This is a genomic window from Streptomyces sp. RB17 (assembly GCF_009604455.1).
In the GTDB taxonomy this organism is placed as follows: Bacteria; Actinomycetota; Actinomycetes; order Streptomycetales; family Streptomycetaceae; genus Streptomyces.
Window position 1 is genome coordinate 17,930 of record NZ_WEGL01000011.1, and the last position, 12,195, is coordinate 30,124.

The window sequence follows — 12,195 nt, forward strand, 5'->3', positions numbered from 1 at the left end:
GCATGACCGGCACGTCCTCCGCTTCGCGTCCTCGTCGGCGTCGGCCGGCGGGGGAGGTGGTCCTGGGAGTGGACACGCACCGGGATGCCCATGTGGCCGCTGTGCTCTCCCTGGTGGGGGAAGTGCTCGGCACCAAGGAGTTCCCGGCCAGCGCGGCCGGATACCGCAACCTGCTGGGGTGGGCCAGGGCGTCGGGTACGGTGCGGCGGGCCGGAGTGGAAGGTACCGGTTCCTTCGGGGCGGCCCTGTCCCGCTACCTGCTGGCCCAGGGTGTAGACGTTTTCGATGTGAACCGGTTCGACCGGGCCGACCGCCGGCGGCGCGGCAAGTCGGACCCGCTCGATGCCGAGAACGCGGCTCGGGCGGTGCTGAGCGGGCGGGCGCGCGCCCAGGCCAAGGCGGGTGATGGGCCGGTGGAGATCGCCCGGATGTACAAGCTGGCCAAGGACTCGGCAGTCAAGGCCCGCACCCAGGCGATCAACCAGCTCAAGGCGGTCCTCATCCGTGCCGATCCGCAGCTGAGGGAGGAACTGGCCGGGCTGGGCAACGCAGAGCTCTTCCGCACCTGCGCAGGGCTCGTCGACGACAGCCTGAACCACGAGGGCGGCGAGGGGGCGGTGCTCCATGCCACCCACGTGACCCTGGGTCTCCTGGCCCGGCGCGTCAGGCAGCTCAGCGAAGAGGTCCAGGACCTGGAAGGCCGCCTGACCCGGCTGGTGGAACGCCACGCTCCGCAGCTGCTTGAGGTAGTGGGCATCGGCCCGGACACGGCCGTCACTTTGCTGATCACGATCGGGGACAACCCGGAACGCCTGGGCAGTGAGGCGTCGTTCGCTGCGCTGTGCGGGGTCAGCCCCGTCGAGCGTTCCTCGGGCAGTCGGCAGTACCGCCGCCTCAACCGGGGCGGCGACCGGCAAGCGAACGCGGCCCTGCACCGGATCGTGCAGACCCGCCTGCGCGTCGACCCGCGCACCCAGGACTACTACGAATGCCGCAGCAAGGAGGGCAAGACCCGACGTGAAATCGTCCGAAGTCTTAAGCGATACGCGGCCCGGGAGGTGTTCCACCTGGTCAGACCTGTGCAGCCGCAACCCTCCTTATAGGGGCAGTCGTGAGACGTGAGAGGGTCTGGGGCGTGAGTGAGACACCCCCGAACACCCTGCAATACCGCTTTGACGGGCCAGAAGACGCTCCGGTCCTGATCCTGGGTCCCTCACTGGGTACCACATGGCACATGTCGTAGAAGGCGTCCAGGGCCGTCCATCCAGTCCTGTGCGGGCATATATGTCCAGTTCCGAGCTCCTGTACCGACAGGGTGTCCACGGGGTTTGTGACTCGCCCGTGACAGCTGGCAGCGTGATGAAGCCCCCGTCGGCTGGTGGTGTTTTGGTCTGGCTCGGCGGCGTGGCTGGCGCGGTGGTGGATATCGCGCGCTGAGCCTAGAGGTACTTGACGCGGGCCTCTTCTGTGGCGGCTTCCCGGTGGATGCGCCTGTGGTGTGCCGCTTCGATGTTCGCAACGCGCCTGTGCTCGGAGGTTGCGCTGGCGGGCGTGATCTCCTGGGCGGTCTCCGCAAGCTGGTCTTCGGTGGAGCCTTCGACGGTGTCGGTCCGTTCGCCGACTGGGTGTGGCTGGCGGCTGCCGCGGACGTGGGCGGGCCCGCGCCGCTCGTGTCGGAGTCGGCGCGGGCCGTGTTTCGGTGGGTCAGTGCAGTGTGCTGACTTCGGTCGCCGAGAGTGTGCGTGGGTAGACGTGGACGTCGGCGACGGAGCCGGGGAAGGCCAGATAGGGGGTGGTGGCGGAGGCGCTGTTGATGCAGCCGCCGATGGTGAGGGGCATGGAGGAGTCGTACGGGGGCTGAGGTTGGTGGCGGTCCCGATGAGGGTGCCGTTCTGGTAGAGGGCCATGTTGCCGGTGGTGGAGCCTCCTGTGGCGGGTGCCGGGGAGGTGGCGACGAGGTGGGGCCAGGTGCCGTCACCACGGGCAACGGCTAGCGGACGTCGACGTAGTCGGTGACCCGGGCGCCTCTGAGGTAGTGGTCTCCGGTCTCGCGGTTGAGCGCGAGGGCCCAGGTGCCGTCCTGCTTGGCGGTCACCATGCCCTCGAGGTGGCCCTTCTTGTCGATGTCCAGCTCGCAGACGTAGTGGTAGGTGCTGGAGCCGCGCGGTTTGAAGTACAGGGTGGGCCAGGCGTCGTCGGTGAGCGGTTTCCAGGTGTTGCCCTTCTTGTACTGGAGGGTGCCGGCGAATCTGATCGGCTGCCCCTTGCGGACCGGGTCGGGGGAGGCGTGGAAGCCGGTGATGCGGGTGGCGTAGCGGTAGAGGTGGACGGGCTTGGTGGTGCTGGTACCGAGGTCGGGGTTGCCGTCGAAGCGGGCCCGCCAGTAGGCGTCGGTGTTCGGCGCGTTGAGGGTGCTTGCGAACCACTCCTGGAACAGGGGTTTGTTGTAGCGGATCGGGAGGGGTGAAGCGCTCCGGGTCTGGTGGAGGCTCGATTCCCACCGCCGTCCGCTCAGCAGGAGCCAGGCGCAGACGAAGCCGGACCCGAGCCTGGCACCCACGAGAAAGCGCTGGTGGACGAGCGGGCCGACGGTCGTCATGGCAAACGTCTCGGCTGTGAGGTCGTCGCGCAGGCGCCCCGGTCGACGGCTTGTTTCATCTCGCAATCCGGTCCGGCGGGACCGGCAGCGCGGCGTGCTAACTGATCCTTCTCCTCGCTCAAGATCACCGTCGTAGTAACGCGCGGGTGCTTCCTCTTGACACGACCGTCATATCGGTAACAGTGTAGCCATTATGAGTACCTGGTCTGAGCCCCAGCCCGATTCCCGGTTCGTCGAGGTCGACGGCCTGCGGATGCACTACAAACGTGCTGGGCGCGGCCCGGCGCTCGTACTGCTGCACGGCAGTGCCTCATCCCTCCAGCACTTCGACCGCGCGACGGATCTGCTGTCGGATGCGTTCGACGTCATCCGCCCCGACCTGCCGGCGTTCGGACTGACGGGCCCGCGCAAGGACCGCGACTACCGCATCCCGGCGTACGCCGCGACGGTGGCGGGCTTCCTGGAGGCGCTGGGCGTGCCGCGCTACGCGGTGGCCGGCAATTCCCTGGGCGGCAACATCGCCTGGAACCTCGCGCTGGATCATCCGGAGCGGCTGACCGGCCTGGTACTGGTCAATGCCACCGGCTACCCGGAGAAGACGGTGCCCGCGGGGATGCGTCTGACCCGCAACCCGCTGGTGCGGCCCCTGCTGAGGCGGGTGATGCCGCGCGGGGCCATCGAGCGCAGCCTGCGCGAGAGCGTCGGGCCGTATTCGCAGATCGTGGACGACGCCATGGTGGACCGCGCTTATCAGCTCATGAGCCGCCCCGGTAACCGCTCGGCCTTCGTCGATTTCTGCAACACCGATCAGCCGGACCGCTCCGCGCAGATCTCCCGCGTCACGGTGCCCACGCTGGTGCTGCGCAGCGCGAGCATCGACGGCCAGCACTTCGCCCGCGACATCCCCGGCGCTCATGAGCTCGTCCACCCCGACGGCGGACATCTGCTGCCGGAGGAGGAACCGCAGTGGGTCGCGGACGCGATCGCGAAGTTCCTCGGCTCCTGCGCCGACACCCCCGCGAACTGAGGGCAAGGAGGCCCGTTCCATGAAGTACTTCGTCGCCGCGGGCGAGGACCGCAAGCTCACCGCCGACTCGCGGGGGGCGCTGCGCGGCAGTTTCATCGAGCTGTCCGACGGCGTCACCCACTACGAGTTGACGGGGCCCGAGGACGGGGAAGTGGTCCTGATGGCGGGCGGTCTGACCATCCCGCTGTTCTACTGGGACGGCCTCGTCAGCGAGCTGCACGCCCGCGGGCTGCGCACTCTTGCCTGCAGCGCCTACGGCCGCGGCTACTCCGACCGGGTACAGGCGCGATACGACGAGACGCTGTTCGCGCGGCAGCTGGCCGAGCTGACGGGCCGGCTCGGCCTGACGGCGCGGCCCCTGCACCTGGTCGGCACGTCCATGGGCGCGCTGGTCAGCATGACGTACGCCGCCCAGTACCGCTCGTCGGTGTCCACTCTCACCATCGTCGGACCCGCCGGTCTCGCGAAACCGCGGTTGACCTCCCCCCACCGGCTGCTGCGCAGCGATCTGCCGGCCGGAGTGGTCGCCCGCCGTCGCGGCCTTCAGCTGCTCCAGGGGCACCTGGGGCACAACGTCCGCGACCCCGAGCTCGGCGCGAAGATGACCGAGATGGTCCTCGACGCGTTCCGCTTCGAGGGCTCGCTGTACGCGGTCTTCGACACCCTGCAGCACCTGCCTTTCACCGGCCGTGACGACCTCTTCCGGCGGACGGGGGCACTGGGCATTCCGACGCTGCTGCTGTGGGGCGACGAGGACGACGTCACGCCGCTGGTGCACTTCGACACGGCGCGCGCTCTGCTGAAGCCGCAGAAACATCACGTAATTAACAAATGCGGGCACATGGCCCCGTTCGAACGGCCTCGCGACGTCGCCGATCAGCTCGTCTCGTTCGTGTCCGCGCGCACCGAAAGGCTCGATTCATGAACAGTCCGCAGGCCATCGACGTACTGATCATCGGTGCCGGCCCCTCTGGCTCCGCCTTGGCGATCGACCTCGTACGCCGCGGACTCGACGTCCGGATCGTCGACAGTTCCCCCCACGCTTTCGACGGCTCGCGCGCCAAGGGCATCCAGCCCCGCAGCCTCGAAGTCCTCGAGGACCTCGGCGCTCTCGACGACGTGCTGGCCGGCGGCGACAACTATCCCAAGCTCGCGATCCATGCAGGACCCATCGGTGTGCCGTGGAGGATGTTCCCCAACAAAGAGGCAACCCCGGACGTCCCGTACCCGAACACCTGGCTGATCCCGCAGTTCCGCACGGACCGCGCCCTGCACGCCCGGCTCGGTGAGCTCGGTCGCGAGGTCGAGTTCGGCAAGGAACTGACCGGGCTGACGCAGGACAAGGACGCGGTGGTCGCCAAGGTGGTGGGCGCGGACGGGGTCGAGGAGATCGTCGCCCGCTATGCCGTGGGGGCCGACGGCGGCTCCAGTGCGGTGCGCAAGCGGCTCGACATCGGTTTCGTGGGGACGACGGACGAGTCCGACCGCGTGCTGATCGTGGATGCCTCCGTGAGTGGCCTGGCCCGTAACCGGTGGCACATGTGGCCCGGCCTCGGCGGCAAGCTCATCGCCGCCTGTCCGCTGCCCCACAGCGACATGTTCCAGTGGATGATCCGGCTTACGCCCGACGAGAAGCCGCCCCAGGAGATCGGCGCCATCATCGACCGGATCCACTCCCACACCCGCAACCGGCGCATCCAGCTGCACGAGATCCACTGGACGTCGGTGTTCCGGCCCAACATCCGTCTTGCGGAGCACTACGGCCGCGGACGTGTCTTCCTCGTCGGCGACGCGGCGCACGTCCACACCCCGGCCGGTGCCCAGGGCCTGAACACCGGTATGCAGGACGGTTACAACCTCGGCTGGAAGCTCGGTCAGGTCGTCGCCGGAGCCGACCCGGCCCTCCTTGCCAGCTACGAGGCCGAGCGGCAGCCGATCGCCGCCGGGGTCCTGGGCCTGTCCACGGAGAAGTGGGGCGGAATCGCCAAGCTCGACCCCTCCAGCATGAAGCGCGGCAAGGACGAGCAGCAGCTCTCCCTGACCTACTACGGCGGCCCACTCGCCCCCGCCGACGGCGACAGTAGCGACACCAGCACGCTGCACGTGGGCGACCGCGCCCCGGACGCCCGACTGCTCAGCGCCGACGGCGCCGAGACCCGCCTGTTCACCCTCTTCCAGGGACCGCACTTCACCGCCATTGCCTATGGCCCCCGCGCCGCCCGGGACCTCGAACTCCTCCACTGGCCGACGACGGGCGCCCGGTTGAAGCGGCTCACCGTCGGGCCGCCCGAGGGCTTCTCCGACCCCGAGAACACGCTGCGCAGTGCCTACGGCCTGACCGGCGACACGCTGCTGCTGATCCGTCCCGACGGCTACATCGGGCACATCGCCACTCGGGATTTCCTCACCACCACACAAGCCGCCGTGCGGGCACTGACGCCCCGGGCAAGGACTCGCACCATGTCCGAGCCGAGCCACACCTCACATGGTTCGGGGGCCACTGAATGAGCCGCATACTGCTGCGCGGGGCGCAGGTCATCACGATGACGCCGGACCGGCCGGACGCCGAGCATGCCGACATCCTCGTCGACGGCGAGACCATCGCCGCCGTCGGCGAAACCATCGATGCGCCCGACGCCGAGGTCGTCGACTTCTCCGGCCGCGTCCTCATCCCCGGCCTGGTCAACGCCCATCTGCACACCTGGCAGACCGCGCTGCGCTCCGCGGGCGCAGACTGGACGCTGATGCAGTACCTCACCCACCTGCACGGCGAGTGCGTCGGGCACTACACCCCGGCCGACATGCACATCAGCAATCTCGCCGGCGCCCTGAACCAGCTCAACTGCGGTACGACCACCCTCGGCGACTGGTGTCACAACGCCCTGTCGCCCGAGCACGCCGACGCGGCCGTCGAGGGACTGCTCCAGGCCGGGATCCGCGCCGTCTTCCTGCACGGCACGCCCTACCGCTCGCCGGAGATCTCCCACCCGCTCGCCGAGATCGACCGGTTGCTCGACGGCCCCGTCCGTGACCATGGCCTCCTCACCCTGGGCATGGCCCTCCAGGGGCCGCAATACTCCTCCGCCGAGACCGCGTTGGCCGACTTCCAGGCCGGCGCGGAACGCGGACTCGTCGTCTCGATGCACCAGAGCGGCGGCGAACCCTCACCCGGCTGGGAAGCCGTACGCGACGCCGGGCTGTTCAGCCCCCTCACCAACATCGTGCACGGGGCGGACCTGCCCGCGGACTGGCTGAAGGCGCTGGTCGAGGCGGGCGTCACCTTCACCACCACCCCGGAGAACGAACTGGGTCAGGGCCACGGCACACCCATCACCGGATCCCTGCTGAGCCTGGACGCGGCACCCTCCCTGGGCACCGACATCGACACCGCCGTACCCGGCACGGTCCTCACCGGGGCCCGGATCGCGCTGGCCCACCAGCGCAGCCTGGACCACGCCCACCACCGGCAGACGACCGGCATGTACGCCAACACACCGTCCGTCACCAGCAAACAGGCGCTTGCCTGGGCCACGGTCGAAGGGGCGAAGGCGCTGGGCCTGGCAGACAAGGTGGGCCGGATCGAGCCGGGCATGCAGGCCGACCTGGTCGCCATCGACGCCCGGGCGCTCAACCTGTGGCCGGCGCACGACCCGGTCGCCACGGTCCTGCACGCCGACATCGCCAACATCGAAGCCGTGCTGGTCGCCGGCACCTGGCGCAAACGCGATCACGTCCTGCTCGCATCCGGCCTCGACGAGGTCAAGGACCAGCTGCGCGAGTCCGGAGAACGGCTGCTGCGCAGCATCCGGCCCGCGGGCTCTCACGGCTGACACACCGCAACGGCCCCCACGCATGAACCGCGCGCCGACGCGCACGAGACCCCGTCCCGTCGGCGCGATGGCCACGCGCCCCCAGAGCCGCACACCGCGGCCTCGTTCCCACAGCAAGAAGGTGCCGTGAGCAGCCCTATGCCGACTACCGCGGGCATGCCCCGCGACGCCCTGCAGCAAGAGCAGATCGTCCAGGCGGCCATCGCCCTTCTGGACGAGGGCGGCATCGAGAGTCTGACCATGCGAAGACTCGGCAGCCGTCTCGGCATCACCGCGGCGGCACTGTATTGGCACGTCAAGAGCCGACACGATCTGCTCCTGCTGGCCGCCGACACCGTCTGGGGGCAGGCACCTCTCCCCGCTCTCGACGGCCTCGAATGGCGTCCGGCCCTCCTGGCCATGGCCGACAACCTGCGTTCGATGCTTCTCAGGCACCCCTGGCTGCTGGCCGCCATGACCATCCAGCCTCTCGACGGCCCGGCCAGGGACCGCCATGACGAGCACCTGCTCGCGGTCTGCGAGGTGTCCGGCCTCACCAGGCGGGATGCCGAGCAAGCCGTCCAGAGCGTCGTCACGTTTGCGATCGGCGCCGCCCTCGCAGCCACCCCTCGCCCGTATGTGTCTTTCGGCCTGCAGTCACTTCTCGACGGCGTCGAAGCCAGGCTTGCCGCTGGTACCTGACCCGACACAGCAAAAGAGGCAGAGGCTCAGCTCGACCGCCCTCCTCTGAAGATCGCCTCTCACCCACTCAGGAGGCGGCGGACCGCACGATGGCGCGGGCCGCAGCACGCCCCTCGGGAGCGGGGACGAGAGGGTAGGCATGGACCGCCCCGTCGCACACGATGACATTCACGGCCGCCCCTTCCGCAGCAGCCCGTTCTTCCAGGCGCCGGACGTCCGGGTAGCACAAGTCGCGCGTGCCGATGTAGACGTCGATGGGCGCCAGGGGGGCAAGCGGGCCATTGACGGGACTGAGCCGGGGTTGGGCGGGGTCGTCCCCGCCAGCCCAGCCACGTGCGGCCGCGAGCAGGCTGCTGGTGGTGAGGAACGGATCTCGGGCTTCGACCTCGGGAATCGCAGGGTTGGTCAGAGTCAGATCCAGCCAGGGGGAGATCAGTACTACTCGGGCCGGCTGGGGCAGACCCGAGCCGACCAGGCTCTGCGCCACGCCCAGAGCCAAACCCGCGCCGGCGGAGTCGCCCATGATCGTGACCTGGCCGGCGTCCGGGTCGCCGAGCAGGTCGCGGTAGACGGCAGTGACGAAGGGATAGGCGTCACGGTAGGTGTACTTCGGCGCCAGCCCGTAGTGCGCCACCTCGACTCGTACACCGGCATCCGCAAGCTGCGAGACCAACTGCCAGTGCCGGGGCGAGAGGTGTCTGATGTAGGCGCCGCCGTGCAGATAGACGACCGATCGCTCCGCCCGGCGCCCGCGCGGACTGACGGTGTGGCATTCGAAACCGTCGATGCGGCGCGACCTCACGTCGTGCCTCTGTACCAGTTTGGCGGGCGGACGAGGTGGCTCCTTCGACGCCGCCACGGGGTCCGGGGCCGCCTTGCCTTTGAGGGCCAACCGCATGAACGCGGCGACTACGTGCATCTGGGGACTGCTCATGTCCGGCTCTCCTTCTCGGCACCGCGATGCCGTCCGCTTCGCCGACCACCATAATGGTTACATCGTATCCGTTATTGCGTTACGCTGAGCCGCTGCATCGATCGACCAAATCGCCCGTCCGGGCGCCGAGCGATGCACCCGGCCGGCCATTCGACCGCGCCCGACACATCCCATAACGGTCTCGCGACGACCCGCCCGCCATCAGGCCGTCACCCTTGACGCCCACGCCGCCACGACGCCGGCACCCTGGAGATGCCTCATGATCCTCACCATCACCCTCGCCTGCGCCATCGCCCTGATCTTCGGGGTGATCGGAGTGCTCAATGCACTCGCACTACCGAAGGCGCGCGAGCTGGCCGCCGAGACTGGCTTCTCCGTCGCCGCCTACCGCCGCATCGGCGTGCTGCAACTGGCAGGAGTCGCCGGCGTGGCGCTCGGGCCCGCCATGCCGCCGCTCGGCGGCCTCGCGGGGGCCGGGCTTCTCCTGCTGCTCGCCGGAGCTGTGGTCGTACACCTGCGCAAGAGCGACCCGGTTGCCAAACTCGCGCCCGCCGTCGTGTGCGCGGTGCTTGTCGCCTCATACCTCGCGGTCTTGTTCGCCTGAAGCGCTGCGGATCGAGTCCACGCCTCCACGGATGGGCGGCTCCGGCAGTTTCGCCCTGTAAGGGATGCCGCCCCGGGCCGTGACGTCACCTCGAAGAGCCGGCCGACGGGGATGACTTCGGACCGCGACGCTCCCGAAGGGTAGATCCAAGGGCTGGCCAACGGGCATCCGATTGCACCACTGGACCCAAACCAGCTAAACGGCTACGCTGTAGCCAATATTAGAGGTGGCAGGAAACGCAGCCACCTGGGCTCGAGGGCGCTCAAGCCGCGACCGCACGGTCCGCCCTGCCTTCACCAGCGCCCCTTCGTCCACAGTGCCCACCCCCGAGGGGTAGACGATGCCCGTCCTGATCGTGATAGCGATCTATGCCATCCGGATCGCACGCGCCCCCTTGGACGCGCGCCTGAAGAAGCGCCACGTCGGACCCCTGTCGGTCACGACCGGAGCGGTCATGCTCTATCTGGCCTGGGACTGGCTCAGGCCCGAGGGCCTCAGCGCTGTCTATTTCGTTGGCGAGTTCGCCGGCGTCCTGTCCGTCTACCTGATGTCCTGCACCCTGGTACTGGCCACCCGCCTGATGTGGTTGGAGCAGTGGTTCGGCGGCCTGGACCGCATGTACCGCCAGCACAAGCTGTACGCCGTATGGTCCATTCTCCTGCTCACTCCCCACCTGCTCCTCCACTTTTTCTCCGGTTTCGACGGGAGCCGGTACGGCTACGCCCACCCTGCCGCATCGGTAGGGATGGGCCATCTCCTCGGTGCCGTCTCCGCCATCGGCCTGCTGCTGCTCGTCCTCATCTCACTCGGCCAGGTCGGCCGCATCCTCCGACTGCCCTACGAGCGCTGGCTGTTCCTGCATCGCCTCACCGGCCTGCTGCTCCTGTCGGCGCTGTTGCACGGCTGGTTCCTCGATCTCATCATCAACGGATCCACGCCCCTCCTGGCGATCTACGTCAGCATGGCCACCATCGGCATGACCGCCTACACCTACGACGAACTGGTGCTACGGCACAGGGAACCCCGGGCGGACTACACCATCCACCGTGTCGAGCGGCCGACACCCGACATCCTCGACCTCACCCTCACGCCCACCGGCGAGACGCCCCTTCCCGTGACAGGGGGCCAGTTCGTCTACCTGCGGGTCGGCGGCTGGCACGAACACCCCTTCAGCGTCGCAGGAACGCAGGCCGACGGCTCGGTACGCCTCACCATCCGTGCCCTGGGCCGCGATACACGCCGCCTCTACACGGACATAAGCGAAGGACACCCCGCAACCCTCAAGGGTCCTTACGGCATGTTCGACCACACCCTCGGCGGACCCCGGCAGATATGGATCGCGGGGGGCATCGGTATCGCGCCCTTCCTCGGCTGGCTCACCCACCCCGGTGCAGCGCCGCCCCGCACCGACCTCTTCTACTGCGCCCCCACCGCCGAAGACGCACCATTCCTCCCGGAACTCACCGCAGCGGCAGCACACCGCCCCGAGTTCCGGCTCCACCCGACGTTCAGCCGCAGCCACGGCCGTCTGACCGCCGAAAGAATCCAGGCCGAGGCCGGACCGATCACCCCCGACACGCACGTCTTCCTCTGCGGCCCCGCCTCCATGATCGAAAACCTCACTCGCGCCCTCCATCGCCAGGGCGTCCCCCGCCAGCATCTCCACGCCGAGCACTTCGCCTTCCGCTGACGAGCCGCCGACCACACGAGATCACGCGCTCAGCACCAGCAGTTGTGGCGACGCTCCATGCCGACCGAGATGACTCCGTAGGCGGGCAGCCTCAGGTCCGCATCGTCCTGGCTGGTCAGGCGTCGTCGCGCAGGTGGGCAAGCCCGCTGAGAAGGAGTTCGAGTCCGAAGGAGAACTCGTCCTCGATCGGAACGGGCATCGACTCGGCGACGGTGACCGTTGCCGGGAACAAGGCTGGATCGACGCTCTGAAAGACGGCGGACAGTTGCGCGTCGTCGAGTTGCCCGCCGCCGCCATGACCGTTGACCTGTATGGCGAATCCGAGGACGTAGCGGGAGAGGGTGGCAAAGGCGTGCGCGGCCAGTCGCGGCGGGAAGCCGCTGTCGAGCAGCGCCGCGACACAGTGCTCCCGCAGCGCCATGGCGTTCGGCCCCAGGGGAATCTCTTCGACCATCAGGCGCGCCGCGTTCCGGTGCCGGGCCAGGGCCTCGAACATGGTGTGCGCGACCGTCCGCAGGGCTTGCTGCCAGCCCATCGCGAGGAGTTCGTCGCCCTTCAGTTCCACGGCGCCGAACATGCGGTCCACGACATGGGCGACCAGCGCTGCCCGGTTGTCGAAATGCCGGTACAGCGTCGCCGTGCCCGAGCCCAGGCGCTGGGCCAGCGTCCGCATCGAGAGAGCGTCGGCCCCTTCATCGTCCACGATCTGCAGTGCGGTAGCGACGATGCGCTCCAGCGGCACGGGCGGACGCCCCGGGCCCCGACCCGATGCCGTGGTCGCTCGCACAGGACCAGCTGCTGCCACTGAACGTCCACCTCCTCGGCCAGCA

12 protein-coding genes and 1 pseudogene are annotated in these 12,195 nt (G+C 68.8%); 9 read left to right on the forward strand and 4 right to left on the reverse strand.

The window, feature by feature from the left end; translation table 11 throughout:
- Positions 1-68: 68 nt before the first annotated feature.
- Together SRB17_RS37985 and SRB17_RS48640 are read left to right on the forward strand one after the other, a co-directional pair.
- The gene (locus SRB17_RS37985; RefSeq protein WP_323377103.1) at positions 69-1,103 is read left to right on the forward strand and encodes an IS110 family transposase; all 1,035 of its coding nucleotides are present in this window, start codon (positions 69-71) and stop codon (positions 1,101-1,103) included.
- Positions 1,100-1,237: pseudogene (locus SRB17_RS48640) on the forward strand (3-oxoadipate enol-lactonase); the annotation flags it as partial. The gene SRB17_RS37985 and the pseudogene SRB17_RS48640, both read left to right, overlap by 4 nt.
- A 467-nt stretch (positions 1,238-1,704) precedes the next feature.
- On the opposite strand, the gene SRB17_RS46905 reads toward SRB17_RS48640, so the two are convergent.
- A complete protein-coding gene (locus tag SRB17_RS46905; RefSeq protein WP_228396501.1) occupies positions 1,705-1,839 on the reverse strand; it encodes a LamG domain-containing protein in 135 nt (44 codons plus the stop codon).
- Between the two features lie 151 nt (positions 1,840-1,990).
- Positions 1,991-2,599, reverse strand: coding sequence for a hypothetical protein (locus tag SRB17_RS46910; RefSeq protein WP_228396502.1), 609 nt, complete (start codon positions 2,597-2,599; stop codon positions 1,991-1,993).
- A gap of 193 nt (positions 2,600-2,792) precedes the next feature.
- Here SRB17_RS46910 and SRB17_RS37995 point away from each other — a divergent pair, with 193 nt between their 5' ends.
- The 5 genes from SRB17_RS37995 (at position 2,793) to SRB17_RS38015 (ending at position 8,137) form a co-directional block, all read left to right on the forward strand.
- Entirely contained in the window at positions 2,793-3,626 is an 834-nt protein-coding gene (locus SRB17_RS37995) for an alpha/beta fold hydrolase (RefSeq protein ID WP_153545673.1), read from the forward strand.
- Positions 3,627-3,645: 19 nt separating this feature from the next.
- On the forward strand, positions 3,646-4,551 hold the full coding sequence (locus SRB17_RS38000) for an alpha/beta fold hydrolase (RefSeq protein WP_153545675.1): 906 nt from the start codon (positions 3,646-3,648) through the stop codon (positions 4,549-4,551).
- Positions 4,548-6,134 (forward strand): FAD-dependent oxidoreductase, encoded by a 1,587-nt coding sequence (locus SRB17_RS38005; protein ID WP_153545677.1) that lies wholly within the window; start codon positions 4,548-4,550, stop codon positions 6,132-6,134. Before SRB17_RS38000 ends, SRB17_RS38005 begins: the two co-directional genes overlap by 4 nt.
- A complete protein-coding gene (locus tag SRB17_RS38010; protein ID WP_153545679.1) occupies positions 6,131-7,456 on the forward strand; it encodes an amidohydrolase family protein in 1,326 nt (441 codons plus the stop codon). The genes SRB17_RS38005 and SRB17_RS38010 overlap by 4 nt, the downstream gene beginning before the upstream one ends.
- Positions 7,457-7,612: 156 nt before the next feature.
- Positions 7,613-8,137, forward strand: coding sequence for a TetR/AcrR family transcriptional regulator C-terminal domain-containing protein (locus SRB17_RS38015; RefSeq protein ID WP_153545681.1), 525 nt, complete (start codon positions 7,613-7,615; stop codon positions 8,135-8,137).
- A gap of 67 nt (positions 8,138-8,204) precedes the next feature.
- Here the strand turns inward: SRB17_RS38015 and SRB17_RS38020 are convergent, their stop codons facing one another.
- Positions 8,205-9,071, reverse strand: a complete 867-nt coding sequence (locus SRB17_RS38020) for an alpha/beta hydrolase fold domain-containing protein (protein ID WP_153545683.1) — start codon at positions 9,069-9,071, stop codon at positions 8,205-8,207.
- 259 nt (positions 9,072-9,330) lie between these two features.
- On the opposite strand from SRB17_RS38020, the gene SRB17_RS38025 reads away from it, so the two are divergent.
- Together SRB17_RS38025 and SRB17_RS38030 are read left to right on the forward strand one after the other, a co-directional pair.
- The gene (locus tag SRB17_RS38025; protein ID WP_153545685.1) at positions 9,331-9,675 is read left to right on the forward strand and encodes a DoxX family protein; all 345 of its coding nucleotides are present in this window, start codon (positions 9,331-9,333) and stop codon (positions 9,673-9,675) included.
- Positions 9,676-10,015: 340 nt separating this feature from the next.
- A complete protein-coding gene (locus tag SRB17_RS38030) occupies positions 10,016-11,365 on the forward strand; it encodes a ferric reductase-like transmembrane domain-containing protein (RefSeq protein ID WP_153545687.1) in 1,350 nt (449 codons plus the stop codon).
- A 115-nt stretch (positions 11,366-11,480) separates the two neighbouring features.
- Here SRB17_RS38030 and SRB17_RS38035 read toward each other — a convergent pair whose 3' ends face one another.
- Complete coding sequence (locus SRB17_RS38035; RefSeq protein WP_225102751.1) at positions 11,481-12,107, reverse strand: TetR/AcrR family transcriptional regulator; 627 nt, start codon at positions 12,105-12,107, stop codon at positions 11,481-11,483.
- Positions 12,108-12,195 lie beyond the last annotated feature (88 nt).